Genomic DNA, 26,331 nt, shown 5'->3' with positions numbered 1-26,331 from the left:
ATTATGAAATCTCTAAATGAATTTTATGACAGCTGTAGAGATGCGGAAGATTTTTTTAAATTTTTTGATATTGATTTTGACCAAAAACTACTAAATGTAAAAAGATTTCATATGATGAAAGAGTATGGAAATCTTATCAAAAGAGGTATGACAAATATAGAAGGTGAAGGAAAAACTTTAGATTTCCTAAAATTTTCCCTTCTAAGAGTTTATGGTGATTATGTAAATGGTCACTCCCCAAGTGCAGCAGATGTTTGGAACATGTATGAAACAGGTAAATTAGAAGGTTGTTCTTCTTGTGGTACAAGTTCAACAGGGACAGGAGGAAGTTGTGGGTGTTAATCATAAAGAAATTGTAGATGCAAACACTTTTTTACACGATAGCGTAACTGCTAATCGTTCAGGGAAAGATGAAGAAAAAGCTAAATTTGGAATAGGACAAAAAGTAAAACTTATCAAAGAAATAGTTAATGATGGAACTTATCCCCATGCACCAATTGGAACTCTTTTGATGCCAGAGGGTTCTATTGGTTATATCAAATCTGTAGGAGAATTTCTTCAAGTAATTAGAGTATATGAAGTTCACTTTTTTGGTGTCATGGATGCTCCTGTTGAAATAGTTGGATGTAGAGAACATGAACTTGAAGCTATGGAAGATTATAGAAATGAAGTAGAAGAAGAGTTAGAATTTATGCGTAAGCATAGAGAAAAGTATTACTCAAAAGATTAAAATTGTAACCAAGTCAGATGAAAGAGTTTTTAGAACTTTATCATATGGCTTGGTTTGTATGATAAAACAAGCTAAAAAAGGAGACAAAATATGGCGAAAGTTATTTTTATGCATTTTGACACTGCCACAGATGGTGTTTATGATGCAAAAATTGGTGAACCAATTGTTAGATTGGCTAAGGAAAAAGGTGTTCCTCTTGTATCTGATTTAAAAGATTACTCAAAATGTTTAATCAAGGTTGAGAATCTTGCAAATGAAGAACCTACAAGTTATATGGAAGATGAGGAATTGGATGAGTTAGTTAAATTGGGAGCAATTACTTCTGAAGAAGCTTTACAATGCCAACAATTTACTATAAGTCCAAAAGTTAGAATTGCACCAATGATGTTAATCAAAGGTGACATTTTAGTTAAACCATATACATTAAAATAATAAGGTAATCAGCATAAAAAAGCGAATTCATTCGCTCTTTAGGATTTTGCTACTTTTAGGGATTTTTTATAAATCCCGTTAAAAAGTGGAAAAAAATGTAAGGTCCCTTTGAAATTGGGACAATTTAAAAGGAAAACAAATGACAACTAGAGTAGAAATTATAAACGATTTTTTAGCAATAAATGTTAAACCAGGAAGTACAATTCAAGATGTAGTAGAAGCATCTGGTTCTGCTTTACCTTTTGGATGTAGAGATGGTGAATGTGGTACATGTGTTGTGGAAATTGAGCAAGGTATGGAGTTCATCTCTCCAATCAATGAAAAAGAGATTAAAGTAATAAAAGAGTCTTGTGCTGGTACTTGTACTGATAAAACAAGATTATCTTGTCAAATGAAAATAGTTAAACCTAACGGTGTTGTTAGAATAAAGTATTAAAAAATATACAGGGAAATGTCCAAATTCTTTTTGAATTTGGGCAAAATATAAAATGGCACAAACATTTACAACTTCGACTTCACAGAAGCAAAATCTTAACTTATCTTTGAAATTGTGGCTTCCTATGTTGCAATCTTCACTTCAAGACCTAGAGAAACATTTAAAAAATGTGTCCTATGAAAATCCATTTTTGGAAATCAAAAAACCAAAAGAGTTTTACGCAAATTTTATGCCACAAGGAACAAGTGGAGAGTTTATCGAATCATTAGCAATTTATAATGAATCCCTAAATGATGTTATAAGTGAGCAAATTTGTGCACCTAATTTTCCAACACCAAACTCACAAAAGGTTGCATTGGAAATCTTATGTGATATCAATGAAGAGGGTTATTTTGAGGGAGATATAGAAAAAATAGCTATAACATGTGGAGTATATAAAGAGTATGTAGAATCTATCAGACAAAGATTCTCACTACTAGAGCCAAGTGGAATTGGGGCAATAAATTTATCAGAATCATTTCTTTTTCAATTAGATGCTTGTGATAAACAAATTGATGATGAACTTTATAACTTTATAAAAAAGATTATAAAAGACATAGCTCACTTGGATAAATATTCAACTCACCATAGATTTGAAGATGCAAAAAATATAATTAAATACTTTAATAATCCTCCTGCAATAAATTATATAAATAATAATGTACAAATTATTCCTGATTTTTTTGTTGAAATAGGAGAAGATATTAATATCAAAATTAATCATGCTTATTATCCAGATATTGAGGTAAAAGATGCTTTTAATACAAAAAATGAAGGCATAAAAGAGAAATTAAAAGAGGCTAGAGATTTAGTAAATCTATTAAGTTTACGAAAATCAACCCTTTACAAAATTGTACTTTTAATTGTTGAAAAACAAATCTCATTTTTTGTAGGAGGAGAATTACGTCCATACTCCATGCAAGAATTAGCCAATGAAATTGGTTTTGCAGAATCAACAATTTCAAGGGCTGTGGCAAATAAATATATCGAATGTTCTTTAGGAACATACCCTTTAAAATACTTTTTTTCAAATGCAGTTAATAATAAAGATTTATCCTCTTCAGAGATAAAAAACTATATTAAAAGCTTGGTTGAATACGAAACAAAAGAAGAACCATTGACTGATCAAGATATCCTTGAAGCTATTCAAGAAAAATTTAATCTTGAAATGGTTAGACGTACCATTACAAAATATAGAAAAATGTTAGATATACCCTCTTCAAAAGAAAGAAAAAAACTCTATAAAGTAGAAAATTTATAAACTTTTTTACTAAAACAGATACATATTCTCAAAAAGTATAAAATGATACTTTTCAAATATAATCTTATGTTATCATTTTAAAATAAGTTCCTTGTAAAGATAAATCTTACATAGAAAGTAATTATATACTTTAAGATAATAAAAGATATTATTTTATAAATATCTTAGTAAACATATAAATAGGAGAATGCTAAAATGTTTAATTTTGGAAAAACAGAAGAAGAATCAGGAAGATTAACTGCAATGGATGAGAACTTTGCAATTATATCATTTAAACCAGATGGTACAATAATACATGCAAATGATAATTTTTTAAATGTATTAGGTTATAAATTAAATGAAACAGTAGGCAATCACCATAGAATGTTTTGTGATAAGAAATATATTACTACTCAAGATTATAGTGATTTTTGGAGTAATTTAAACAAAGGAATTTCTCAAATTAATGAGTTCGAAAGAATTAGAAAAGATGGTAGTTCTGTTTGGATTCAAGCTTCATATACACCAGTAAAAAATAAAAGTGGAAAAGTGATTCGGGTTGTTAAATTTGCTCAAGATATTACTGATGCTAAAAAAGTGATTGATGCTGTTAAAAATTCTATTGACATAGCAAAAACTGGAAATATGGAACAAAAAATAACGCAATCAACTACAAATGAAGGTATAGAAGAATTAAAAAGAGGAATTAATGAGTTATATGAAATTGTATCTACTAAAGTTAATAGCGATTTAAATAAAATTTCAGATGCTTTAGCATCTTTTCAAAAGTTAAACTTTACTCATAGAATAGCAGGGAATAACTTGGGAGAAGTAGCTGAGGGACTAAATAATCTTGCTAATGTTGTAAATGATATGTTAGTTGAAAATAAAGCAAATGGACTAACACTTGATGAAGGTTCTGATTTACTTTTAAAAAATGTGGATAAATTAAATCAAAGTTCAAATGAAGCTGCTGCTAGTTTAGAAGAGACAGCTGCTGCCTTGGAACAGATAACTTCAAATATTAGAAACAATACAGAAAACATAGCAAAAATGGCAAATTATTCTAGCAATGTAACAAACTCTGCTTCAACAGGAGAGAATCTTGCAAATAAAACTACAATTGCAATGGATGAAATAAACGAACAAGTTAAATCTATAAATGAAGCAATTAGTGTAATTGATCAAATCGCATTTCAAACAAATATCTTAAGTTTAAATGCAGCAGTTGAAGCTGCAACTGCTGGTGAAGCAGGAAAAGGTTTTGCCGTTGTTGCTCAAGAAGTAAGAAATCTAGCTTCTCGTTCAGCAGAAGCTGCTAAAGAGATAAAATCATTAGTTGAAAATGCTACTTCAAAAGCAAATGAAGGTAAAACAATTGCAGGACATATGATAGAGGGATATAAAGAACTAAATCATAATATTAAAGAAACTATAAATTTAATTTCTGATATTGAAATGTCTAGTAAAGAACAACTTAATGGTATAGAACAAATAAATACAGCTGTAAATCAACTTGACCAACAAACTCAACAAAATGCTCAAATTGCTTCACAAACACAAGATATAGCATCTTCAACAGATACTATCGCAAAACTTATTGTTTCAAATGCAAATGATAAAGAGTTTATAGGTAAAAATGATGTTAAAGCAAAAGAAATGAATCATAAAAATAATCAAAACCAAACTACTCAAGTAAAACCAAACAAAACAACTACTCCTTCACAAAAAGTAGCCCCTAGACCTACAAAAAGTGAAGTTATAAAACCACAAACAAATAAAGATGAGTGGGAAAGCTTTTAAGCTTTCCCCTTATATAAGATATTCAACAAAACGCTAACTCTATTCATTAAAATTTAAAAAATCTCTAAAATTTACTAAATTTACAAAAAATGTTGTCATAAAACAAATGTGTAAACAAGACTGATATTATCCTAATTTTATTATTTTGAAAATTTTTCCTTATAAAAATCCCTTATTTATGGTATTTATACAAAATCTGAAAATTTCTTTATAGAAAAAAATTTCTGTGGAACACTATATGCAATTATCAATTTCGTAATTAATAATATTAAAAGGAGACAATATGTCAGATTTAAGACAAATAGCGTTTTACGGAAAAGGTGGGATTGGTAAATCAACTACATCTCAAAACACATTAGCAGCAATGTGTCACTATTATGGTAAAAAAATTTTAATCGTTGGGTGTGACCCAAAAGCAGATTCAACAAGATTAATCTTACATGAAAAAGCACAATCAACAATTATGCAATTAGCTAGTGAAGCTGGAACAGTTGAAGATTTAGAATTAGAAGATGTATGTAAACCTGGAGCTGCAGAATTTCACCCAGATAATAATGACATAACTGAAGGTTATATTAACTGTACAGAATCAGGTGGTCCTGAGCCAGGTGTTGGATGTGCTGGTAGAGGTGTTATTACAGCCATTAACTTCTTGGAAGAAGAAGGTGCTTATGATGATGAATTAGATTTCGTTTCTTATGACGTTCTTGGAGACGTTGTTTGTGGTGGATTTGCTATGCCAATTAGAGAAGGTAAAGCTCAAGAGATTTATATCGTAATGTCTGGTGAAATGATGGCTATGTATGCAGCTAATAACATTTCTAAAGGGATTTTAAAATATGCAAATACTGGTGGGGTAAGACTTGCTGGCTTAATTTGTAACGCTAGAATGACAGATAAAGAGTATGACCTTGCTAAACACTTAGCTATGCAAATTGGTACTCAAATGATTCACTTCGTTCCAAGATCTAACCACGTTCAAAGAGCTGAATTAAGAAGAATGACAGTTGTTGAGTTTGCTCCAAATTCAGACCAAGCTATGGAATATAAAGAATTAGCTAGAAAAATTATCGCTAATGACTTAAAAGTTATTCCTACACCATTAGAAATGGATGACCTAGAAAATCTATTAATGGAATTTGGTTTAGAAGAAGAAGTTGACGAAGAAAACTTAGGTAAAAAAGCTGAAGAAGCTTAAGAAAAATAGTAATAAGTAAAATGTATGTTGGCGAATTCTTTCGCCCTTTAGGATTTGCTTCTTTAAAGATTTTTTATAAATCTTGTTGAAAGAAGTCATAAAAGATAGGTCCCTTTGAAATTGGGACAATTTAAAAGGAGAATAAAATGTTTGTATGTGGATACCACTTCCCAGCTGATATGGGTAATGATGTAAGTTTTGATAAAGTAATAGAAAAAGTTAAAGATGGAATTGATGCAACAGGTAAAACTGTTACATTAACAAGTGAAACTAGAGAAGGTGTTAAATTAGAAGAAATTTCTGTTCCTGCAGGTTCTTTTTTACACACAGCATTAGTTGATTATTATACAAATACAGAATGTGCAGCTAAAGATGATTATAAAATGATTTATTACACAAATAAATATCAAATCTCTGAAATCTCAAAATCTGTTGATGGTGAGGAAACTAAAGCAATTTGTAAAAAATTAGACGATATGAATCTATACAGAGTAAAAGTAGCGTAAGCTTCTTTTACCTACCTTAAAAAGGAGAAAGAATGGGACCAGAAACATTAGAAAGTCTTCAAAAGCAAGCGATTGCTGAAGTACTTGAAGCTTATCCAGAAAAAGCAAAAAAAAATAGAGCAAAACACTTAGGTGTAGATTCACCAGAAGGTGTAAAAGGTTCTTGTGATACAACAAGAAGTAACAAACAAACAGTACCAGGAGTAATGTCTCAAAGAGGTTGTGCATATGCAGGATCTAAAGGGGTTGTTTGGGGACCAATTAAAGATATGATTCATATCTCTCACGGACCAATTGGTTGTGGGCAATATTCAAGAGGTGGAAGAAGAAACTATTATATAGGAACAACAGGTATTGATACATTTGTTACTATGAACTTCTCGACTGATTTTAATGAAAAAGATATCGTATTTGGTGGAGATAAAAAACTTAAAAAAGCGTTAGAAGAGATTGATGAATTATTCCCATTAAACAATGGTATCTCAATCCAATCAGAGTGTCCAATTGGATTAATTGGAGATGATATTCAAGCTGTTGCAAAAGTTCATAAAAAAGAGACAGGTCATCAAACAGTAGCTGTTTCATGTGAAGGGTTTAGAGGGGTTTCACAATCTCTTGGTCACCACATTGCAAATGACATGATTAGAGATCATGTTATGCCAGATACATCTTTTAGAAAAGATTTCGAATCAACTCCTTATGATGTAGCAATTATTGGAGATTATAACATCGGTGGAGATGCTTGGTCAACAAGATTAATCTTAGAAGAGATGGGATTAAGAGTTATTGCACAATGGTCTGGTGATGCTACTTATAAAGAGTTAGCAATTGCTCCTAAAGCAAAATTAAATTTACTTCACTGTTATAGATCTATGAACTATATTTCTAGACATATGGAGCAAGAGTTTGGAATTCCATGGATGGAATATAACTTCTTTGGACCAACTAAAACTACTGAAAGTTTGAGAAAAATTGCATCATTTTTTGATGAAAAAATTCAAGAACAAACAGAAAAAGTTATCGCTAAATATACTGCTATGACTGATGCTGTTATTGCTAAATATAGACCAATGTTAGAGGGTAAAAAAGTTATGCTTTATGTTGGTGGATTAAGACCAAGACACGTTATTGGTGCTTATGAAGATTTAGGGATGGAAGTTATTGGTACTGGATATGAGTTTGCTCATGGTGATGATTATAAAAGAACTAAAGAAGATTTAGGAAGATCAACACTTATTTATGATGATGCAAATGAGTATGAGTTAGAAGAGTTTGTTAAAAAATTAAGACCTGACTTAGTTGCAGCTGGTGTAAAAGAGAAATATGTATTCCAAAAAATGGGATTACCATTTAGACAAATGCACTCTTGGGATTATAGTGGACCTTACCATGGTTATGATGCGTTTGCAATTTTTGCAAAAGATATGGATTTAGCTATGAATTCTCCTGTATGGAATCATACTAAAGCACCATGGGATAAAGAAGAAGTGGGAGCGTAATATGCAAGATTTAGATAATATAGTAAACGGACAAAAACTATTTTTAAAACCAGAATATCAAGAAGTTTTAAAAAACAAAAAACAATTTGAAGGTTCAATGGGAGCTATTAATCCAGCTAAAGTTGATGAAATCCAAGAGTGGACTAAATCATGGGATTATAGAGAAAAAAATCTTGCAAGAGAAGCAATTACTGTAAATCCAGCTAAAGCTTGTCAACCTCTAGGTGCTGTTATGGTTGGTCTTGGTTTTGAAAATACTATGCCTTATGTACATGGAAGTCATGGATGTGTTGCATACTTTAGATCTTATTTTACAAGACACTTTAAAGAACCAACTCCATGTGTTTCTGATTCTATGTCTGAATCAGCGGCTGTATTTGGTGGTTTAGCTAATATGAAAGATGGTTTACGAAATTGTAATGCACTTTATAAGCCTGATATGATTGCAGTATCTACTACTTGTATGGCCGAAGTTATCGGTGATGACTTAGGTGCATTTATTATTGGAGCAAAAGAAGAAGCTGAAGGAGAATTAGATAATGTTCTTATTCCTCATGCACATACTCCATCTTTCGTAGGTTCACATATTACAGGTTATGATAATATGATGAAATCTGTTTTAGAGCAATTAAATCCTCCAAAAGCAGAAAAAGTTGATGAAGAGAGAATTAATATTATCCCTGGATTTGAACCATATTTAGGTTCATTAAAAGAGATTAAAAAAATCTCTAAAATGTTCGGTGATAAAATTATAATGATGGGTGACCATGAAGAACAATGGGATACAGGAGCTGGTGAATATAAATTATATGCTGGTGGAACAAAAATAGAAGATGCTAAAACTGCTGTAAATGCAAAAGCAACTATCTCTTTACAAAAGTATTCTACAATAGCAACTGCAAAAACTATTAAAAACAAATGGAAACAAAAATACGAAACTTGTAATCCAATTGGTTTAAGTGGTACTGATGCTTTTGTTATGAAATTAGCAGAATTAACTGGTAAAGAAGTTCCTGAAGAATTAAAAAATCAAAGAGCTAGACTTGTTGATGCAATGCAAGACTCTTATCCATATATGCACGGTAAAAAAATTGCAATCTGGGGAGATCCTGACTTTTTATTAGGTATGGTTTCATTCTTAGTTGAAATGGGTTCTATTCCAACTCATGTTGTATGTCATAATGCACCAAGAAAAGGTTGGGAAGCTGAAATGCAAGCAATCTTAGATAAATCAAATAGAGCTAGTGAATGTAATATTTGGCCAGGTAAAGATTTATGGGCATTAAGATCATTATTATTCACAGAACCAGTTGATTTTATGATTGGTAACGTTTATGGTAAAGAACTTTACAGAGATACAAAAACTCCACTTATCAGAATTGGTTTCCCAATTTTTGATAGACATCACTTACATAGATACTCTATGAGTGGTTATGAGGGAGGTATCAATCTTTTAACTTGGATTACTAATGGTATCTTAGATCAATTAGATGAAGAGACAAAAGGTATTGCTGAAACAGATTATTTCTTTGATTCAGTAAGATAATTTTAAAACTAGAGGTTTTTCCTCTAGTTTTTTTTAGTATATCGTTATATATTTTAATATATAATGCTTTTATATTTTAGGAGTAACTATGAAAATAAGTGCTAGAAACCAACTGATGGGGATAGTAGAATTAATTCAAGAGGGTAAGGTAAATTCAGAAATTTATATAAAACTGAATAGTGGATATACAATTATTTCCGTTATCACAAATAATGCAGTAAAAAATCTTAATTTACAAATAGAAGATAAAGTTGCAGCAATATTTAAATCAAGTTCAGTACTTCTGACAACTGATATGACACTAAATATTAGTGCTAGAAACAAATTTCAAGGGATAATTGAAAATATATATTTAGGAAGTGTAAATGCTGAAGTGTGTGTAAATGTAGGTAATAATGACACAGTAGTATCAGTTATAACCTCAAATTCAATTAAAAATTTGAATATAAAAATAGGAAACAGTATAAGTGCAATAATCAAAGCAACAGATATCATGATAGGAAAGGAAGAGTTATGAAAAAAGTAGTATTAGGAATCTTGGCTATAAGTTTAAGTCTATTTGCAAGTCAAATAAATATAGCAGTTGCAGCTAATGTGAGTTATGCAATCAATGATTTAATAGAAGAGTTTAATAAAACAAACCCAGATACAAAAGTGCAAGTTACCCTTGGAAGTAGTGGAAAATTAACAGCACAAATAAAAAATGGGGCACCATATAATATTTTTATGGCAGCCAATATGAAATATCCCCAATCACTTTATAGTGAAAATATTGCCATAACAAAACCCTTAGTTTATGCTCAAGGAAGTTTGGCAATATTGACTACTAAAAAACTAGATTTATCAAAAGGAATCAATCTTGCAGTAGAGAATTCTATAGGAAAAATTGCAATCGCAAATCCAAAAACAGCCCCTTATGGTAAAGCTGCAATTGAAGCTATGAAAAATGCAAATATACAGGATAAAGTGACAGATAAATATGTATATGCAGAGTCAATTTCACAAACTGTAACATATGCAATTACAGCAGCAGATATGGGATTTATTGCAAAATCATCTTTATATAGCCCTAAAATGAGTAAATACAAAGAGGGAATTAATTGGATAGATGTAGATTCAAAATTATATACACCAATTAATCAAGGAATAGTTATACTAAACAATGCAAAAGAGAATAAAGAAGTAAAAGCCTTTTATGACTTTATTTTAAGTGAAAAAGCAAAAAATATATTTAAAAGATATGGATATTTAGTACCATGAATAAAATAGAAGCAATCATATCTCAAATAAACAATATTGATAACCTCAATATTGTTCAATTTGATTTTTCTGGAACAACTCTTAAAATGATGAGTTTAGATTTAAATGAAAAAATAAAAGTTGGTCAAAAAGTTATCTTAGTTGCAAAAGCAACAAATATACTATTGGCAAAAGGCTTTGAAGGTATGATTAGCTTCTCAAATCAAATAAAAGCAAAAATTGAAGATATAGAAAATGGCAAACTTTTAAGTAGAATAACCTTAATGAGTAATAACTCATATTTTCAATCGATTATTACACTTGATAGTTCGCTAAGAATGAATTTAAAAAAAGATGATGAAATAACTATTTTAATAAAAGCAAGTGATATATCTATTGAGGAAGTTTTAAATGATTGATTTACTAAAAACTATGGAATTTACACCATTTTTATTATCATTTAAACTGGCTTTCATCACAACTTTAATACTTTTTTTTATATCCTTACCTCTTGGATGGTTTCTTTCTCAAACAAACTCAAAATTTAAACCTATACTTGAAGCAATTACAGCTTTACCTATTGTATTGCCTCCTTCAGTTTTAGGATTTTATATCTTATGGGCACTTTCTGCTAACTCCCCAATTGGAGAGTTTTTTGAAAATACCTTTGGAGTAAAATTAGTTTTTAATTTCACAGGACTTGTAGTTGCTAGTTGTTTTTATTCACTTCCTTTTATGGTACAACCCTTACAAAGTGGCTTTGAAAGCATAAATAAAAATATGCTAGAAGCTAGTTACATCTGTGGAAAAAGTAAATTCCAAACCCTTATAAAAGTTGCCCTACCAAATATAAAACCTGCACTAATAACTGCCCTTATTGTGACTTTTGCTCATACAGTAGGAGAGTTTGGAGTTGTACTTATGGTAGGAGGAAGTATCCCAGGAGATACAAAAGTGGCTTCTGTTGCTATTTATGAAATGGTAGAAATTATGGATTACAGTTCTGCCCATATTTATAGTGCTATCATGGTAATAATTAGTTTTATAGTATTACTTAGTGTGTATATATTTAATGGTAGAAGTAATAAAAAGTTTAGTGGAGTTGCTTAATGTTAAAAATAGATATATATAAAAAACTTCATGGCTCAAATGGGCAAATGAATTTAGATGTAGATTTGGAAATAAAAGAGGGTGATTTTATTGCTCTTTCGGGACTAAGTGGTAGTGGTAAAACTACACTTCTACGAATCCTTGCTGGTCTTGAAGAAGCTGGTGGAGATATTAAAATAGGGAACAACACTTGGCAAAGTGAATCTATATTTTTACCTCCTCAAAAAAGAGAGATAGGTTTTGTATTTCAAGATTATGCACTTTTTCCTAATATGAGTGTGGAAGAGAATCTTTTATATGTAAACAAAGATAAAAAACTAGCCAATGAACTTTTAGAAATGACAGAGTTAAGTGAATTAAAAAAGAGGTTACCAAGTAGTTTAAGTGGTGGTCAAAAACAGCGTGTTAGTTTATGTCGAGCTATGATGAACAGACCAAAACTTCTACTTATGGATGAACCTCTATCCGCCCTTGATCCTGCCATGAGAAATAAACTACAAGGTGAGATATTAAACCTACACAAAAAGTTTAATACTACAACTATAATGGTAAGCCATGACCCAAGTGAAATGTATAGATTATCAAACAGAGTTATTGTACTAAATCAAGGAAAAGTTATAAATGATGGCTTAGCAAAAGATGTACTACTTAAAACAAGTGGTTCTCAAAAATTCTCTTTTGAAGGTGAATTACTTGATATTATAAAAGTAGATATAATATATGTGGCAATTGTGGCTATAGGGCAACAACTTGTTGAAGTCGTACTTAGTGATGATGAAGCAAAAGAGTTAAAAAAAGGAGAGAGTGTACAAGTAAGTACTAAAGCTTTTGCCCCATTGATAAAACAAATATAAATATTAATGGAACACTATTTGCATATATATTTTTACCCTTTTGTAGTTAAATTATAAGAGTAAGATGTCTTGACATTTTACTCTTTTTTTAAGGGAATTAAAAAAGGAATAAGTATTTATGTCAGAAGCAACTTTAGAAGCCACACACAATTTTGCAAAAAAATTTTCAACTTATAAAGAATTTTATATAAAAAACAATGACCTAATTTTTTCAAAACTTGGTCTTGGAACTTTTAATAAAGAGCCTTACAAAGAGGAAAATTACGTTTTTCATTATATTGAAGGTGTAAAAGAAGCTGTTAAAAATGGTATAAATTTAATAGATAGTGCAAGTAATTATAGATATGGTCAAAGTGAAAAAGAGATAGGTATTGCATTAAAAGAGCTTTTTGAAGAGAAAATAGTTACAAGGGAAGAACTAATTATTTGTTCAAAGGGTGGTTTTATTCAACTGGAATATCCATTTCCACAAAATCCATACACTTGGATTGAAGAAAATATTATAAATAAAAACCTAGCTACCCAAGAAGATATTGAGCTGGACCAACACTGTTTAAGTGCTGATTTTATAGAGTGGTCATGTAAAAAATCACTAGAAAATATGGGTATTGATAAATTTGATATTTATTATTTACATAATCCCGAAATTCAAATACAAAAAAATGGCTATAAAAAGTTTCTAAAAAAAGTTGAGTCCATTTTTAAACGATTTGAAAAAATGGTAACAATGGGTTATATAAAGTATTATGGAATTGCTGTTTGGAATGGCTTTAGTGATAAATCTACTGGTGAACATATCAACTTAGAAGATTTGGTAAAAATTGCATTAAAAGTTGGGGGAGAGAATAATCATTTTAAATATATTCAAACTCCTTTTAATATCGCAAAAACAAATATATATACAATGCCAACACAAACAGTAAAAGGTGAAGAATGTACACTTTTACAAGCAGCCCACAGGCTAAAAATTGGTGTTATAAGTAGTTCTTCATTACTTCAAATGAATCTATTTAAAAAATCATTTAAAGCAGAAACTGGGTACTTATTGGATAATAAAATGGTTTTGGAAAATGATATTCAACTAGCCCTTCAATTTGTACGGTCAACACCAGGAATTATAAGTTCACTTTTTGCTTCAAAAGTTCCTGTTCATATAAAAAGTAATCTAAAAATATCTCAAATAAAGTCAACTCCAAGAGCACACTACGACTTAATGTATAGAGTATAAGATGATATATGATGTAGTAGTCGTGGGTGGTGGTATTGCTGGACTTATGGCAGCAATAGAAGCCAAAAGAGTTGATAATAGTGTTGCCGTTATTACAAAAGGAAATATTTTTAAATCTAACTCTGCCATGGCAAGTGGTGGAATAAATGCCGTTTTAAATACAAACGATAGAACTAATTTAAAATCCCATATTCAAGATACCTTTAACTCATCAAAGGGATTAGCAGAAATAAATGCCATAACTTATATGTGTCAAAAAGCTTCCCATATAATCCATAAACTTGAAGAGTATGGTGTAAATTTTGATAAAGATGAAGATGGAAATATTTTACAAAGACCTTTTGGTGGAGGTTCTATTAATAGAACTTGTTATGTGGGAGATAAAACAGGATTTGCCATAACCCAAGCACTAATTAAAAAAGCAAAAGAAGTAGGGGTAACCTTTTTAGTTAATAACTATGTACTAAATCTAGCCACTTATAAAACTTCTATTTCAGGAGTAATTTGTCTAAGAAGAGAAGATACCTCTGTTTTAGTATATCCTGCAAAATCAGTTGTCCTTGCTGGTGGTGGATATGCAGGTATTTTTAGGGGCAACTCCACCAATGCACAAGACTATACAGGTGATTTATTAGCTGTTTGTTTAAGAGCTGGACTTATTTTAAAAGATATGGAATTTTTACAATTTCATCCAACTGGAATAGCAAAAACAAACTATCTTGTAACTGAAGCTGCTAGAGGAGAGGGTGGTTACTTAATAAATAGTGATGGAAAACGATTTATCAATGAGCTTGAAACTAGAGATAAAATAGCAAAAGCGATACTAGAACAGCAACAAATGGGAAAAGAAGTATTTATAGATCTAAGACATTTAGGAACTGAAAAAATCCAACAAAAATTGCCATCTTTATATAATGCTGCATATAATCAAGTTGGAATAGATATTAGTAAAGAATTATTAAAAATAAAACCTGTGGCTCATTATAGTATGGGTGGAGTTGATACAAACATGACAGAAACAAAAATAAAAGGTCTTTTTGTATGTGGAGAGATGGCTTCAAATGGTGTTCATGGAGCAAATAGATTGGGAGGAAATTCTCTTTTAGAGGGAACTGTTTTTGGAGAGTTAGCTGGTATAAAAGCCTATGAATATTCAAAAGAAGCTGAGTTTTTACCTATTGATTACAATGTAGTTATAAAAGATATTCAAAACATAGACAAAATTTTTGAAGGGGATACAACAAAAAACTTCAATGCAATTAGAATCTCATTAGGTAAAGTCATGTTTGAAAAAGTGGGAATTATTAGGTCTAAAAAGAGTTTAATTCAAGCTTTTGATTATGTTAAATATCTAAGAAGAGAGTCATACTCACTTCATTGTATAAACAAAGAAAAAAGAAATAATGTGGAACTAATCTCTATACTTGAACTGCGAAATGCACTTGAAATTTCAGAAGCATTAATTTTAGCTGCAAAAAAAAGAAAAGAGAGTCGTGGTGCTCATTTTAGGGAAGACTATCCAAAAGAAAATGAAAAATATGAAAAACATATTTTAATAAAAGAGATTCAAAAAGGTTACTTCAAACTTGAACTTGAAGACAAATCATTAATAACAAAAATTAGAAATCTATTTATTAATAAACTAACTTAAAAAAAGGAGAATAAAATGGCAAAAGTAATGTTAAGAGAAAATGAGGGCAAAATCTATTTTTATTTTGCAAAAAAAGACATGGAAGAGATTATCGAATCTGTAGAGTTTGATAGTGAAGAAAATTGGGGTGGAGAGTGTGAACTTTCAAATGGAGAAACGTGGTGGATTCAACCAGGACCAAAAAATTTACCAAAAGAAGAAGTTTGTAAAAAACTTAATGTATAAAGTTAATTTGTATATTTTATATACAAGATAATTAGTGAATTTATATTCACCATTGGTATACTATTAATAAAAAAGGATTTTTCATGTCATTATTTGATAATACAGCTTGTAGTTCATGTTTAACACTTAGAGAGTTGACAACACTTTATGAAATTTCAGCAGTTATATCAAATCATTATGATTTGAAAACTTCCTTAGAAAAATCAATAAAAATTTTAAAAAATAGTCTAAATCTTACAAATTGTACTGTACACGTTCTAGAAGAAGAAATACTTAGTGTATTTGCCTCTGTTGAACTAACAAATATTCAAAAAAAACTATCAACATACAAACTAGGTGAAGGGGTAACTGGAGTTGCCGCTCTTTCTAAAGAACCTGTTGTTGTAGAAAATATTCATAGTGATTCACTGTTTTTAAATAAATCAGGAAAAAGAGATTTTACAAATCTATCTTATGTAGCAGTTCCTTTAGTTGTAGAGAATGAAACCGTTGGTGTTTTAGGTGCTGCACTTACAAAAAGTACAGAAATAGGATTTGAGGATTGTGTAAGAATACTTACAATTATTGGTTCAATATTTGCACAAACCATTCATTCTTACCAATTAAATATAAAAGAGAAAGAAAGATTAGAAGAGTTGAAATCTTACTATAAAATGGAGTGGGACTCAAAAGTTCATAACTTTGGAGATATTATTGGAGATAGTCCAAAAATGCAACAAGTTTTCCAAGTAATACAAAGAATAGCCCAATCAGAGGTTACAATCTTAGTTAGAGGGGAAACAGGAACAGGTAAAGAGTTAGTAGCCGCTGCCATTCATAAAAGAAGTAAACGAGCAGATGAACCATTTATCAAACTTAATTGTGCTGCTATTACTGATACCCTTTTGGAAAGTGAACTTTTTGGTCATGAAAAAGGTGCATTTACTGATGCTAAAGAGACTAGAAAAGGAAGATTTGAACTAGCAGATGGAGGAACACTATTTCTTGATGAAATAGGGGATATCTCTGCTTCAGCACAAGTAAAACTTTTGAGGGTTTTACAAGAAAGAGAGTTTGAAAGAGTTGGTGGTAGCAAAACTATAAAAGTAAATGTAAGATTAGTAGCTGCTACAAATAGAAATCTTGAACAAATGGTAAAAGATGGTAAATTTAGAGAAGATTTATATTATAGATTAAATGTAATTCCTATTGATTTACCACCCCTTAGAGAAAGGGGAGAAGATATTAAACAATTGGTTAATTTCTTTCTAGAACGTTCAATGAAAAACCATAAAAAGAAAGTAAAAATCTTAGATGAAGCCATGGATATTTTAGCTGCTTATCCTTGGCCGGGAAATGTAAGAGAATTAGAAAATACCATTGAAAGAATTGTTTTAATGGGTAATGAAAATGGAATAGATAGTTTTGATATGTCTTTACTACTTCCAGCCCTTGAAAAAGGAAAGTTAGAAGATAAACCAATTGCAGCTTCAAGAAAATCTATTCCTAAAAAAAGTTTAGATGAGATGGAAAAAGAAGCTATAGAAGAGGCACTTATTTCCAACGATTTTAACCAATCCCATGCTGCAAAAGAGTTAGGAATAACCCTAAGACAAATTGGTTATAAAATCAATAAATATGGAATTACAAATGAACTACAAAAATGAAGAATTTGAACTAATAGATGAAATTATTGATATAGGATATATGGCTGAAGATATAGTAGCAACTGATCTAACAGGGAAAGAGTTAGTTATAAAAAAAGCTAGTCCAAATAGGATGATTCAAGTATTTTTGTCATTTCCAAATTTTGAAGATTTTAAAGAAGAGATTATTGCTTTTGATGAATTTATGAATGAAGCAAAAGTAGAGATATTTACATATTTATTATTTGCTAAAAAAATAGATTTTGATTATAAATTTAAAAAGATAATTCCTGTTTTTGATACAAATGAAGAGTATGGAAATATGTACGGAACGAAAATTGTAAGTGGTATATTAGAAAACTGTTTAACAAAAGCTCTGTTTTTAGTTGGTAAAGATGGAGCTATTTATCATATTGATATGCCAGAAGATTTATCAAAACCTTTAGATATGAATAGAATAAGAATCGAGTTAAACAAAGTTTACCAATCTTATACTGGAGTTGGATGTCATGGATAACCTAATAGAAAAATTAAAAGATGGTACTCTTGTCCCATTTCTAGGAATGGGCGTATTTGAAGATAGTACTGCTAAAGATGGGACAAAACTCCCCTTTGACAGTGATTCGATGATATTAGCTTTAAACAATGGAAGAGCCATGAGCCCAAGACTTATGTATGAATATTCAAGGGCTGCCATGAGTTTAGAGCAAAGAAAAGGTAGAGAGTTTATTGTCCAGATGACAAACCATATCTTTAGTTCTAAAGAGTATGATTTACCTAAAGTTTATACTTGGCTAAAAGAGTTTAAACCAAAATATGTGATAGATACAAATTTAGATGATAGCTTACAAAAAGTTTATAGCGATGAAAATCATTTTCTAATAACAGGGGTTTCTAGAATTACTGCTGATTATGATAGATTTATAATTTATAAATTTGATGTTAGTAAAAATGCCTATGAAAGAATAGAGAAAGAGGCTTTAACTTTAGATTTACCAATATTATTTAAACCAATGGGTTCAACAAAACCTGAAATGAATTTTATCATCTCCGATGCTGATTTTGTGGATTGGTTAACCGAAGCAATGGGTGGTTTTGCTATGCCTCCTATTTTAAAAGAGTTTAGAAAAGACAAAGAGTACCTTTTTATGGGTGTTGATTTTTCTAAAGATACTTTTAGAATGGTAGCAAATGAAATTACTATAGATTTAAAAGGTGGGGTTACAATTTTTAATAAACCTGAACTAACAAAAAAAGAGGATAAATTTATCAAAACTCACAATTTAGAAAATTTGAATTTGAGTTTAAATGAGTTTATAAATAGCCATGCCTACTAAATTAAAATCATGTGACTTTTGTGGAAAAGAGATAAAAGAAGTAAAAAAAATATTTTCAAGTGAAAATGCAAATATCTGTGATGAGTGTATCTCTATGTGTGCAAATGTTATGGAAAAAGAGACCATAAAAGAAACCAAAAAAGAGTTTCAAAAGGGTCTTAGCGTTCCCATTAAAATAAAAGAACATCTTGATGATTATGTAATAGGTCAAGATGATGCCAAGAAAGTTTTGGCAGTTGCTTTATACAATCACTACAAAAGAATTGATAAACCAATAGTAAAAAATGTCGAACTAGAAAAATCAAATATTATGCTTATAGGTCCTACAGGAAGTGGTAAAACTTTGCTTGCAAAATCTTTAGCAAAAATCATGGATGTACCTTTTGCAGTTGCAGATGCAACGGCACTTACAGAGGCTGGATATGTGGGAGAAGATGTAGAATCTATACTTTCAAGACTTCTTGCAGCTGCTGATTTTGATTTGGAAAAAGCAAAAAGAGGAATTGTATATATTGATGAGATAGATAAAATAGCCAACAAAAGTGAAAGTGCTACAAGTGGAAGAGATGTGAGTGGTGAAGGTGTTCAACAAGGTTTATTAAAAATTTTAGAGGGTGCTGAAGTTTATGTTCCTGTAAAAGGAAGTAGAAAAAACTCATCTGCGGAAACAATTCTTTTTGATACTACTCATGTTTTATTTATCTGTGGTGGTGCTTTTGTAGGTTTACGAAAAGATGAAAACAAAGAAAAATCAACTGTAATGGGATTTTTAAACAAAGATAGTAAACAAAAAGAAAAAAAAGATATCGAAGCAAAAGAGCTTATATCTTTTGGATTGATTCCAGAATTTATTGGAAGAATACCAGTTATTGCAGAACTTAACAAACTTTCAAAAGAGGATTTAATAAGAGTTCTAAAAGAGCCAAAAAATGCCATTACAAAACAGTATGAAATACTTTTTGAGCTTGATGGTGTTGATTTGAAATTTGATGATAAAGCCTTAGATGAAATAGCAAATATTGCCTATGAAAAAGATGTAGGAGCTAGAGGGCTTAGAGGTATTATTGAGAAACTTATGTTACCATTGCAATATACAATACCATCAGAAGAAAACTTGGGTTCTTGTGTAATTACAAAAGAGTACATAACTGACAAAAAAGATGTAAACTTGATTTATACAAAAAGCAATGAGAAAAAAACCTCTAAAGAGATAAACTATAATGATATTAAGAAATAATTTACAAATTTGTAAAGCTACAAAGGATGATATATCATCCCTTGTAAAACTTCTCCAATCTTTATTTTCTATAGAAAAAGATTTTACTTTTGATAAAAAAAAACATGAAGATGGATTAAATTTATTAATCAATTCCCGAAACGCCCAAGTAATTGTTGTAAAGTTTGAAAATGAGGTAATTGCCATGATTACTATTCAAAAACTTATTTCTACTGTAATGGGCGCAAAAGTTGGACTTATAGAGGATTTTATCATCAAAGATGATTATAGAAGTTTAGGAGTTGGAACTTATCTTCTTGAATATGTTAAAGATTATGCTAAAAAAAACTCCTTAACAAGACTACAACTTGTATGTGATGAAAATAACACAACAGCCAAAGAGTTTTATACAAATAAAAAATTCAAAAGAAGTAATTTAAATGCTTGGTATTACACAATAGAAAAATAACCCAATAATGGAACACTATTTGCATCTTATATCTTATATTTTTATATAAGGAAAGACAATGGCAGTTAGAATTACAGAAGAGTGTATAAGTTGTGAGGCATGTGCACCAGAGTGTCCAGTTGCAGCAATTTTAGAAGATGGACATGAAAAAAATCCTTCAGATGTTTTTTACGTAAAACCAGAATCATGTGTTGAGTGTGTTGATCATGCAGATAAACCAAGATGTGCAGAAGCTTGTCCAACTGAAGGTGCAATTGTATGGGATATGCCTTATACTGCTGAATATTCAGAATATTACGCAATGAGAAATGATGAAGGTATCTATAAAATTAGAGAACATAAAACAAAAGGTCTTATGTTACCAAGTGTAAAAGAGCAAAAATTTATTGCTGATATCTCAATGGAAGATAGAGAAGCTAGCGCAAACGTAGGAGAATTTTAATTTAAAACAAAGACTTTTGTCTTTGTTTTACGATACTGCAATTAAAAAAATTAAAATATTTACTCTGGAATAAACCCAAGTAAGTTGACAATTATATTTCATTAGGTTATATTTCATTTATGAAAAATAAATTTGATATTGATGGTAATTTTTGGATAAATAAAAATGAAAAAGCCTTTATTGGTAAAGGAAGAGTTGAACTTCTTAAAAATATCCAAATCTATGGCTCTATTTCAAAAGCGGCAAAACAGATGAAGATGAGTTACAAAGCAGCTTGGGATAGTGTTGATATTATGAATAAACTCTCCCAAGAACCTTTAGTTACAAAAGTAACAGGAGGAGTTGGTGGTGGAGGTACAGTTATCACTACCTATGCCAAAGAGATAATAAATGCCTATGATGAATTAAAAAATCTACATGAAACCTATTTGGAAAATATGAGTAACCTTTTTGATTCTTTAGTAATTGATTTAAAAAATGAAAAACCTGTATTTTCAAAACTTGAAGGTAAAATCACAAATATAATCTCAAATAATCAAAATAGTGAAATAGAAATTATCTTAAATTCAAAACAAAAATTGGTAACCATTGTAAATGAAGAGTTTCTTCAAAAAAGAGAATTAAAAATAGACAAATTTGTAAAATTGTTAATTGAAACAAACTCTATAGTAATCACTAAAGATAAAAGTTCAAACAGTGCAAGAAACTCTTTAGAAGGTGTCGTAGAAGAGATAAATGACGATGGGATTAGTACATATTTATCTATCAACTGTGGCGAAAGTGATTTTATAAATGCCAAAATTACAAACTCAAGTTATAAAACTCTATCCATAAAAAAACAAGACAAAGTATTTGCTTTTTTTAAAGCATACAATATAAATATTATCTAAACATTTAAAGTAAAATATGCTAAAACAGCATATCTTGAAAATTTAGCTAATACAACCAAAATCAAAAAATACCTAAACTCGTATTTTAAAACTCCAGCTATAAAAGTCAAAGGATCACCAATAATTGGTACCCAAGATAGAAGTAAAGACCAAGCACCATACTTATCAAAAAAGTTTTTTGCTTTTTGCAAACTCATTTTTGAGATGATATTTTTATTCTCTAAAAACTCTTCACCTTTTAATCCAAAATAATAGTTTAAACACGCACCTAAACTATTACCTAAAGTTGCCACAAAAAGTAAAAGTGCTAAATTATACCCTTGTGAAATATCATATACCAAAACTGCTTCACTTCCCATGGGGAAAAGTGTTGCTGATATAAAACTTGTTAAAAATAAAGTTAAATAAATCAAACTATTTTTCTATTTTTTCTTTTAAATCTTTTTACAGAAATTTGAGATATTATAACCCCACCTAAGATCGTAGCACTTGCTATTAACTCTTCTATACTTAACTCTTCTTTTAGTATTAAAAAAGCCAAAATCAAAGTAAAAATAGGAATAAGATTTATAAACATAGCAGCCTTTGAAGCTTCTATTTTTGTAAGTGCAAAATTATATAAACCATAACCTGCTAAAGTTACAACAACACCCAAATATAATAAAGCTAAAGCAGAATCAACTGTAAGATTCACACCTTGTGTATAATATTCATATATAAAAAGTGGGAAAAAGAAAATTGCCCCTGCAAAAGCTTGAATAGCTGTAATAAATAGTGCTGGGTATTTTTCAGTCAAATGTCTTGCAATAATAGTATATCCAGCTCCACAAACCATAGCACAGAACTCTAAAAAGTTACCAAGTAAAGGATTAGGTGCCAAAACCGTCATACTACCTTGTACACTTAACCATACAGCTCCTATCATAGCAATAGCAGAACCAAATAAAAGCTGTCTTGATACAATCTCTTTTAAGAAAAATCCAGCTGCCATTGCAGTTATTATTGGCATTAAAGATGTTATCATACCTGCTTGTGAAACAGAAGTATAAACCAAAGCTTTTATCTCAAATATAAAATATAATGATGGCTCAAACATACATAGAAGCAACATATATTTTATATCATTTTTTTCAAAACTAAATTTAGAAAATCTTTTTATAAAATAAACAAAACAAAGTGAAGCTATCAGCATCCTGAAAAAAACCACTGTAAAGTCACCTAAATCAACCATGGCAATCTTTAATGCTATAAAAGAGCTACCCCAAATAAACATTGCAAAGATTAAGGAAAATATTCCTATAAAATTATAATTTTTAGACAATTTATCACTTTTTTTTAAAATAAGGATAGAATTGTACTCTTCTATAATTAAAAGTCAAGTTATAATTTATAAGAATTTTAAGTTTATTAAGCTAAAATTACAGCCCTTAAAGAGAAGCACAAAGAGTATTTAGTACTTTTTATGCTCTTCTTTAGACCTTTACAATTGTATCTGAAGACAACGCCCCAGGATGGGAACATAGCAAGGCACCTTCTTTTATGGTGTGTTTAGGTATCTGGAGAGGAGTGCTTAAAGCACTTCTTTATCTATTTAAAATCCGAAAAATCATCATTTAAAATCAAAACTTTTTTTGTCTTTTTACTATAAATAAATCTTTTATCACCACTTTTAATAGCTTTTAAAATCAAATTTTTTATTTCAACATCACTTTTTTTATAACTTTTCATCAAAGAAGTAAAATCCAATAAAGAGATAAATTTATTTTTTTCTGGTCTTAATTCTAGTTGTGGTTTATAAATAGAACGCATCTCGTTAAATGCGCTTTGTAAAAGTTTTATTTCTGAATCAAATACACTTATCATTTTATCTTGATTTTTTTCTAATCTAGCAATCTCTTCTTGATACTGTCGTCTTAACCATTTAACAGACTTTTTTAATAAAAGAATTTGTTCATCTTTAGTTTCTAATACTTTTTGAAAATGAGCAGAATTATCTTCTTTTTTTTCTGCTACTTCTTCAATCGAAGCTGAATAACCCTCTTTTTTACTTTTATCATCCCAAAGATAAACATAGGTTTTTCCAGCTTGTTTTATTGATTTTAATTGATTATTTTTTATTCTATAATGGACACCTTGTAAAGATATTCCAAGTATCTCCGCCGCCTGTGCTGTAGTTACTAATCTTTCCAAGGTCACAACTTAAAGTTTATTTGAGTCTATTTCAATAACCGTATGTACATTTCCACGTGGTTTGAAATCTGCAACTATTTTTAGCCATTTAGGTTCTAGTTTTTCCATAAGTGTATCAAAAATCTCATTTGCAACATTTTCATGGGAAATCTCTCTAATCATAAATGAGTTAATATACAATTTTAAAGCCTTAAGCTCTATTACTTTTTTGTTTGGAGTGTAGTGTAAAAATATTGTTGCAAAATCTGGATATCCACTTCTTGGACATTTAGCCATAAATTCTGGCAACTCTATATTTATTACATAATTTTTGTCATTTTCATTTGGCCAAAAGTTTTCTTCTTTGTTAATATCAAATTCAACTATCTCTTTTTCACCATATTTCATTATATCTTGCCTTTTATTTGAGAATTTTTTAAATACTATAAGTTAGTGATTTTATCAAAAATATTCTTACAAATGTTATATTAGTTATATTTCATGCTATCATGTTATTATAAAAACTTATATTATGGAGTATTACTATGAGAACTGATAAATATGACATAGCAATAATAGGTGGTGGTCCTGGAGGAATAGCTACAGCCCTTGAAGCGGTAGTTCATGGTATAAAAAATATTATACTTATCGACAAAGCAGATAATCACTCAAGTACTATTAGAAAATTTTATAAAGAAAATAAACGAGTGGACAAAGACTGGAAAGGCAAAAGTGTAGAAATTGAAGGGAATATTCCTTTTATGAATGGAACAAAAGAATCAACACTAGATTTTTTTGACAAGCTTTTAGACCATGATAAAATTGATACTTTATTTAATACTGAAGTAGAATCAATAACAAAAAATGAAGGGGAAGAAGAGTTTTTAATCACCACAGGAACTCAAAGCTTCAAATCAAAAGCAGTGGTAGTAGCCATTGGAAAAATGGGTAAACCAAATATGCCAAAATATAAAATCCCACCTTCATTAAAGGCAAAGGTAAACTTTAATCTTGATGGATGTAGTGAAGGGGAAAAAATATTGGTTGTGGGTGGAGGAAACAGTGCTGCTGAATATGCCTATGAACTAGCAGATGAAAACAATAATGTAACCTTAGTTTATAGAAAATCAGAATTCACAAGATTAAATCCAGAAAATGAAGAGATTTTAAAAACCTATAATGGACAAGAAAAACTAAGACTTAGACTAAATACAGATATTATTTCCCTTGAAAATGAACATGGAAAAGTAAAGGTAAATTTTGATGATGGCTATTTTACCCTTTTTGATAGGATTATTTATGCCATAGGAGGGACAAGTCCAAGTGATTTTCTAAAAAAATGTGGCATAGAGTTAGATGGTGAAAATAAACCTATTTACAATGAGCACTATATGACAAATATATTTTTTCTATATGTTGCTGGGGATATTGCTTTTAATACAGGAGGTTCTATTGCAGCTTCACTAAATCATGGTTATCATATTGTAAATTCATATATGAGAAGAACAGGAAAAATCTATGCCCATACGGATAAAGTAAAAGAATTCCTAGAAAGAAATCCCGAGTTTAAATAAAATTTTAGGATATAATAATTTCCATGAATTTTAAACTAATTATCCTAATTTGTCTTACTCTAGTTTTCTTTTCAACAAGTTCAGTTCTAGCAAGAGCTGCCCTTCTTGATAACTCCATTGACCCATATAGTTTTACATTTTTCAGACTATTTTTTGGAGCTTTAACCCTAGTTATTATTTTATTTTTAAAAGAAAAAAAGTTAAATCTTAGTCTAAATAAAAACTGGCATAGTTCATTTATGCTTTTTTTATATGCTATTTGTTTTTCATATGCTTATATAAACTTGGATGCTGGACTTGGAGCATTGATTCTTTTTGCAGTTGTACAACTTACTATTATAATAGTTGCCCTTATAAAAAAAGAGAGACTAAATTTAAAAAAAAGTATAGGAATATCCATAGCTTTTATAGGTTTAGTTTATCTTTTATATCCATCAAAAGATTTTGAAATATCTATTTATCACTCAATTTTGATGATGCTATCAGGAATTGCATGGGGATTTTATACAATTATTGGAGCTAAATCATCAAATGCTACACTAAATACAACTGATAACTTTATAAAATCTCTTGTATATTTATTTTTATTTTTTATTCTATTTGTTCAAGATACAAATATCTCAAGCTATGGAATAACTATGGCATTTATCTCTGGAGGAATAACATCTTCCCTTGGTTATCTTTTATGGTATTACATACTTCCAAATATTAAAATAATCACATCAGGAATTTTACAACTTTTAATACCACCACTTGCCATATTTTTGGGAGTGATTTTTTTAAATGAAGAGTTAAGTTTCAAACTTGTTTTATCAACTTTTATAATTATAAGTGGAATATTTATATATTTAAAAACCAAAGAAGCCTAACTTT

The 26,331-nt window shown here is 29.8% G+C and carries 31 protein-coding genes; 27 read left to right on the top strand and 4 right to left on the bottom strand.

The window, feature by feature from the left end; all coding sequences use genetic code 11:
* Window positions 1-3: 3 nt before the first annotated feature.
* From ACQY5W_RS02145 to ACQY5W_RS02025, 25 genes are all read left to right on the top strand, one after another.
* The gene (locus ACQY5W_RS02145) at window positions 4-342 is read left to right on the top strand and encodes a nitrogenase-stabilizing/protective protein NifW (RefSeq protein WP_428023293.1); all 339 of its coding nucleotides are present in this window, start codon (window positions 4-6) and stop codon (window positions 340-342) included.
* Complete coding sequence (locus tag ACQY5W_RS02140) at window positions 332-730, top strand: nitrogen fixation protein NifZ (RefSeq protein ID WP_428023292.1); 399 nt, start codon at window positions 332-334, stop codon at window positions 728-730. The genes ACQY5W_RS02145 and ACQY5W_RS02140 overlap by 11 nt, the downstream gene beginning before the upstream one ends.
* Before the next feature lie 90 nt (window positions 731-820).
* Window positions 821-1,162, top strand: coding sequence for a hypothetical protein (locus ACQY5W_RS02135; protein ID WP_428023291.1), 342 nt, complete (start codon window positions 821-823; stop codon window positions 1,160-1,162).
* A 139-nt stretch (window positions 1,163-1,301) separates the two neighbouring features.
* Window positions 1,302-1,598: a 2Fe-2S iron-sulfur cluster-binding protein gene (locus ACQY5W_RS02130; RefSeq protein WP_428023290.1), complete on the top strand. Its 297-nt coding sequence runs from the start codon at window positions 1,302-1,304 to the stop codon at window positions 1,596-1,598.
* A gap of 52 nt (window positions 1,599-1,650) precedes the next feature.
* Window positions 1,651-2,898: an RNA polymerase factor sigma-54 gene (locus ACQY5W_RS02125; RefSeq protein WP_428023289.1), complete on the top strand. Its 1,248-nt coding sequence runs from the start codon at window positions 1,651-1,653 to the stop codon at window positions 2,896-2,898.
* Window positions 2,899-3,093: 195 nt separating this feature from the next.
* Window positions 3,094-4,680, top strand: a complete 1,587-nt coding sequence (locus tag ACQY5W_RS02120; protein ID WP_428023288.1) for a methyl-accepting chemotaxis protein — start codon at window positions 3,094-3,096, stop codon at window positions 4,678-4,680.
* A gap of 283 nt (window positions 4,681-4,963) precedes the next feature.
* Window positions 4,964-5,878 (top strand): nitrogenase iron protein, encoded by a 915-nt coding sequence (gene nifH / locus ACQY5W_RS02115; protein ID WP_428023287.1) that lies wholly within the window; start codon window positions 4,964-4,966, stop codon window positions 5,876-5,878.
* A 146-nt stretch (window positions 5,879-6,024) separates the two neighbouring features.
* Complete coding sequence (locus ACQY5W_RS02110; RefSeq protein WP_428023286.1) at window positions 6,025-6,384, top strand: hypothetical protein; 360 nt, start codon at window positions 6,025-6,027, stop codon at window positions 6,382-6,384.
* Window positions 6,385-6,416: 32 nt separating this feature from the next.
* Window positions 6,417-7,883: a nitrogenase molybdenum-iron protein alpha chain gene (nifD, locus tag ACQY5W_RS02105; RefSeq protein ID WP_428023285.1), complete on the top strand. Its 1,467-nt coding sequence runs from the start codon at window positions 6,417-6,419 to the stop codon at window positions 7,881-7,883.
* Window position 7,884: 1 nt separating this feature from the next.
* Window positions 7,885-9,429 (top strand): nitrogenase molybdenum-iron protein subunit beta, encoded by a 1,545-nt coding sequence (gene nifK / locus ACQY5W_RS02100; protein WP_428023284.1) that lies wholly within the window; start codon window positions 7,885-7,887, stop codon window positions 9,427-9,429.
* A gap of 88 nt (window positions 9,430-9,517) precedes the next feature.
* Window positions 9,518-9,946 (top strand): TOBE domain-containing protein, encoded by a 429-nt coding sequence (locus tag ACQY5W_RS02095; RefSeq protein ID WP_428023283.1) that lies wholly within the window; start codon window positions 9,518-9,520, stop codon window positions 9,944-9,946.
* Window positions 9,943-10,689 carry a molybdate ABC transporter substrate-binding protein gene (gene modA / locus ACQY5W_RS02090; protein ID WP_428023282.1) on the top strand — a complete coding sequence of 249 codons (747 nt, stop codon included), beginning with the start codon at window positions 9,943-9,945 and terminating at the stop codon, window positions 10,687-10,689. Before ACQY5W_RS02095 ends, modA begins: the two co-directional genes overlap by 4 nt.
* Complete coding sequence (locus tag ACQY5W_RS02085) at window positions 10,686-11,087, top strand: TOBE domain-containing protein (RefSeq protein WP_428023281.1); 402 nt, start codon at window positions 10,686-10,688, stop codon at window positions 11,085-11,087. The genes modA and ACQY5W_RS02085 overlap by 4 nt, the downstream gene beginning before the upstream one ends.
* A complete protein-coding gene (modB, locus tag ACQY5W_RS02080) occupies window positions 11,080-11,778 on the top strand; it encodes a molybdate ABC transporter permease subunit (RefSeq protein WP_428023280.1) in 699 nt (232 codons plus the stop codon). The genes ACQY5W_RS02085 and modB overlap by 8 nt, the downstream gene beginning before the upstream one ends.
* A complete protein-coding gene (locus ACQY5W_RS02075; protein ID WP_428023279.1) occupies window positions 11,778-12,632 on the top strand; it encodes an ABC transporter ATP-binding protein in 855 nt (284 codons plus the stop codon). Before modB ends, ACQY5W_RS02075 begins: the two co-directional genes overlap by 1 nt.
* A 118-nt stretch (window positions 12,633-12,750) precedes the next feature.
* Window positions 12,751-13,860 carry an aldo/keto reductase gene (locus tag ACQY5W_RS02070; protein ID WP_428023278.1) on the top strand — a complete coding sequence of 370 codons (1,110 nt, stop codon included), beginning with the start codon at window positions 12,751-12,753 and terminating at the stop codon, window positions 13,858-13,860.
* Window position 13,861: 1 nt separating this feature from the next.
* Window positions 13,862-15,511: an L-aspartate oxidase gene (locus ACQY5W_RS02065; protein ID WP_428023277.1), complete on the top strand. Its 1,650-nt coding sequence runs from the start codon at window positions 13,862-13,864 to the stop codon at window positions 15,509-15,511.
* Between the two features lie 15 nt (window positions 15,512-15,526).
* Entirely contained in the window at window positions 15,527-15,736 is a 210-nt protein-coding gene (gene nifT / locus ACQY5W_RS02060; RefSeq protein WP_428023276.1) for a putative nitrogen fixation protein NifT, read from the top strand.
* A gap of 83 nt (window positions 15,737-15,819) precedes the next feature.
* Window positions 15,820-17,382 carry a sigma 54-interacting transcriptional regulator gene (locus ACQY5W_RS02055; protein WP_428023275.1) on the top strand — a complete coding sequence of 521 codons (1,563 nt, stop codon included), beginning with the start codon at window positions 15,820-15,822 and terminating at the stop codon, window positions 17,380-17,382.
* Entirely contained in the window at window positions 17,366-17,878 is a 513-nt protein-coding gene (locus ACQY5W_RS02050; protein ID WP_428023274.1) for a hypothetical protein, read from the top strand. The genes ACQY5W_RS02055 and ACQY5W_RS02050 overlap by 17 nt, the downstream gene beginning before the upstream one ends.
* Complete coding sequence (locus ACQY5W_RS02045) at window positions 17,871-18,698, top strand: SIR2 family protein (protein ID WP_428023273.1); 828 nt, start codon at window positions 17,871-17,873, stop codon at window positions 18,696-18,698. Before ACQY5W_RS02050 ends, ACQY5W_RS02045 begins: the two co-directional genes overlap by 8 nt.
* Window positions 18,688-19,935 carry an ATP-dependent Clp protease ATP-binding subunit ClpX gene (gene clpX, locus ACQY5W_RS02040; protein ID WP_428023272.1) on the top strand — a complete coding sequence of 416 codons (1,248 nt, stop codon included), beginning with the start codon at window positions 18,688-18,690 and terminating at the stop codon, window positions 19,933-19,935. The genes ACQY5W_RS02045 and clpX overlap by 11 nt, the downstream gene beginning before the upstream one ends.
* The gene (locus ACQY5W_RS02035; RefSeq protein WP_428023271.1) at window positions 19,919-20,383 is read left to right on the top strand and encodes a GNAT family N-acetyltransferase; all 465 of its coding nucleotides are present in this window, start codon (window positions 19,919-19,921) and stop codon (window positions 20,381-20,383) included. The genes clpX and ACQY5W_RS02035 overlap by 17 nt, the downstream gene beginning before the upstream one ends.
* Window positions 20,384-20,441: 58 nt before the next feature.
* Window positions 20,442-20,825 (top strand): 4Fe-4S dicluster domain-containing protein, encoded by a 384-nt coding sequence (locus ACQY5W_RS02030; protein ID WP_428023270.1) that lies wholly within the window; start codon window positions 20,442-20,444, stop codon window positions 20,823-20,825.
* A 119-nt stretch (window positions 20,826-20,944) separates the two neighbouring features.
* A complete protein-coding gene (locus ACQY5W_RS02025; RefSeq protein WP_428023269.1) occupies window positions 20,945-21,715 on the top strand; it encodes a TOBE domain-containing protein in 771 nt (256 codons plus the stop codon).
* On the opposite strand, the gene ACQY5W_RS02020 is transcribed toward ACQY5W_RS02025, so the two are convergent.
* The 4 genes from ACQY5W_RS02020 to queF form a co-directional block, all read right to left on the bottom strand.
* Window positions 21,712-22,128: a YqaA family protein gene (locus ACQY5W_RS02020; protein ID WP_428023268.1), complete on the bottom strand. Its 417-nt coding sequence runs from the start codon at window positions 22,126-22,128 to the stop codon at window positions 21,712-21,714. The genes ACQY5W_RS02025 and ACQY5W_RS02020 overlap by 4 nt on opposite strands.
* Window positions 22,125-23,036 (bottom strand): DMT family transporter, encoded by a 912-nt coding sequence (locus ACQY5W_RS02015; RefSeq protein WP_428023267.1) that lies wholly within the window; start codon window positions 23,034-23,036, stop codon window positions 22,125-22,127. The genes ACQY5W_RS02020 and ACQY5W_RS02015 overlap by 4 nt, the downstream gene beginning before the upstream one ends.
* A 266-nt stretch (window positions 23,037-23,302) precedes the next feature.
* Window positions 23,303-23,905, bottom strand: a complete 603-nt coding sequence (locus tag ACQY5W_RS02010) for a DNA-binding protein (RefSeq protein WP_428023266.1) — start codon at window positions 23,903-23,905, stop codon at window positions 23,303-23,305.
* A 9-nt stretch (window positions 23,906-23,914) separates the two neighbouring features.
* Window positions 23,915-24,292: a preQ(1) synthase gene (queF, locus tag ACQY5W_RS02005; RefSeq protein ID WP_428023265.1), complete on the bottom strand. Its 378-nt coding sequence runs from the start codon at window positions 24,290-24,292 to the stop codon at window positions 23,915-23,917.
* Window positions 24,293-24,429: 137 nt separating this feature from the next.
* Between queF and ACQY5W_RS02000 the strand changes: the two genes are divergently transcribed.
* Together ACQY5W_RS02000 and ACQY5W_RS01995 are read left to right on the top strand one after the other, a co-directional pair.
* A complete protein-coding gene (locus ACQY5W_RS02000; RefSeq protein WP_428023264.1) occupies window positions 24,430-25,458 on the top strand; it encodes an NAD(P)-binding domain-containing protein in 1,029 nt (342 codons plus the stop codon).
* A 23-nt stretch (window positions 25,459-25,481) separates the two neighbouring features.
* The gene (locus tag ACQY5W_RS01995; RefSeq protein ID WP_428023263.1) at window positions 25,482-26,327 is read left to right on the top strand and encodes a DMT family transporter; all 846 of its coding nucleotides are present in this window, start codon (window positions 25,482-25,484) and stop codon (window positions 26,325-26,327) included.
* Window positions 26,328-26,331 lie beyond the last annotated feature (4 nt).

This window comes from Arcobacter sp., from assembly GCF_050300555.1.
Classification (GTDB): domain Bacteria; phylum Campylobacterota; class Campylobacteria; order Campylobacterales; family Arcobacteraceae; genus Arcobacter.
This window is presented reverse-complemented; position numbering and strand designations above follow the sequence as displayed.

Bases quoted from the DNA above. Each gene is read 5' to 3' on its own strand.
- ACQY5W_RS02030 (WP_428023270.1), top strand. From the start codon at position 20,442: ATGGCAGTTAGAATTACAGAAGAGTGTATAAGTTGTGAGGCATGTGCA.
- ACQY5W_RS02110 (WP_428023286.1), top strand. From the start codon at position 6,025: ATGTTTGTATGTGGATACCACTTCCCAGCTGATATGGGTAATGATGTA.
- ACQY5W_RS02075 (WP_428023279.1), top strand. From the start codon at position 11,778: ATGTTAAAAATAGATATATATAAAAAACTTCATGGCTCAAATGGGCAA.
- ACQY5W_RS02045 (WP_428023273.1), top strand. From the start codon at position 17,871: ATGGATAACCTAATAGAAAAATTAAAAGATGGTACTCTTGTCCCATTT.
- ACQY5W_RS02120 (WP_428023288.1), top strand. From the start codon at position 3,094: ATGTTTAATTTTGGAAAAACAGAAGAAGAATCAGGAAGATTAACTGCA.
- ACQY5W_RS01995 (WP_428023263.1), top strand. From the start codon at position 25,482: ATGAATTTTAAACTAATTATCCTAATTTGTCTTACTCTAGTTTTCTTT.
- ACQY5W_RS02055 (WP_428023275.1), top strand. From the start codon at position 15,820: ATGTCATTATTTGATAATACAGCTTGTAGTTCATGTTTAACACTTAGA.
- nifT (WP_428023276.1), top strand. From the start codon at position 15,527: ATGGCAAAAGTAATGTTAAGAGAAAATGAGGGCAAAATCTATTTTTAT.
- ACQY5W_RS02145 (WP_428023293.1), top strand. From the start codon at position 4: ATGAAATCTCTAAATGAATTTTATGACAGCTGTAGAGATGCGGAAGAT.
- ACQY5W_RS02135 (WP_428023291.1), top strand. From the start codon at position 821: ATGGCGAAAGTTATTTTTATGCATTTTGACACTGCCACAGATGGTGTT.
- ACQY5W_RS02095 (WP_428023283.1), top strand. From the start codon at position 9,518: ATGAAAATAAGTGCTAGAAACCAACTGATGGGGATAGTAGAATTAATT.
- ACQY5W_RS02085 (WP_428023281.1), top strand. From the start codon at position 10,686: ATGAATAAAATAGAAGCAATCATATCTCAAATAAACAATATTGATAAC.
- nifD (WP_428023285.1), top strand. From the start codon at position 6,417: ATGGGACCAGAAACATTAGAAAGTCTTCAAAAGCAAGCGATTGCTGAA.
- ACQY5W_RS02125 (WP_428023289.1), top strand. From the start codon at position 1,651: ATGGCACAAACATTTACAACTTCGACTTCACAGAAGCAAAATCTTAAC.
- ACQY5W_RS02025 (WP_428023269.1), top strand. From the start codon at position 20,945: ATGAAAAATAAATTTGATATTGATGGTAATTTTTGGATAAATAAAAAT.
- modB (WP_428023280.1), top strand. From the start codon at position 11,080: ATGATTGATTTACTAAAAACTATGGAATTTACACCATTTTTATTATCA.
- nifH (WP_428023287.1), top strand. From the start codon at position 4,964: ATGTCAGATTTAAGACAAATAGCGTTTTACGGAAAAGGTGGGATTGGT.
- ACQY5W_RS02000 (WP_428023264.1), top strand. From the start codon at position 24,430: ATGAGAACTGATAAATATGACATAGCAATAATAGGTGGTGGTCCTGGA.
- nifK (WP_428023284.1), top strand. From the start codon at position 7,885: ATGCAAGATTTAGATAATATAGTAAACGGACAAAAACTATTTTTAAAA.
- queF (WP_428023265.1), bottom strand. From the start codon at position 24,292: ATGAAATATGGTGAAAAAGAGATAGTTGAATTTGATATTAACAAAGAA.
- ACQY5W_RS02130 (WP_428023290.1), top strand. From the start codon at position 1,302: ATGACAACTAGAGTAGAAATTATAAACGATTTTTTAGCAATAAATGTT.
- ACQY5W_RS02035 (WP_428023271.1), top strand. From the start codon at position 19,919: ATGATATTAAGAAATAATTTACAAATTTGTAAAGCTACAAAGGATGAT.
- ACQY5W_RS02070 (WP_428023278.1), top strand. From the start codon at position 12,751: ATGTCAGAAGCAACTTTAGAAGCCACACACAATTTTGCAAAAAAATTT.
- modA (WP_428023282.1), top strand. From the start codon at position 9,943: ATGAAAAAAGTAGTATTAGGAATCTTGGCTATAAGTTTAAGTCTATTT.
- ACQY5W_RS02050 (WP_428023274.1), top strand. From the start codon at position 17,366: ATGAACTACAAAAATGAAGAATTTGAACTAATAGATGAAATTATTGAT.
- ACQY5W_RS02065 (WP_428023277.1), top strand. From the start codon at position 13,862: ATGATATATGATGTAGTAGTCGTGGGTGGTGGTATTGCTGGACTTATG.
- clpX (WP_428023272.1), top strand. From the start codon at position 18,688: ATGCCTACTAAATTAAAATCATGTGACTTTTGTGGAAAAGAGATAAAA.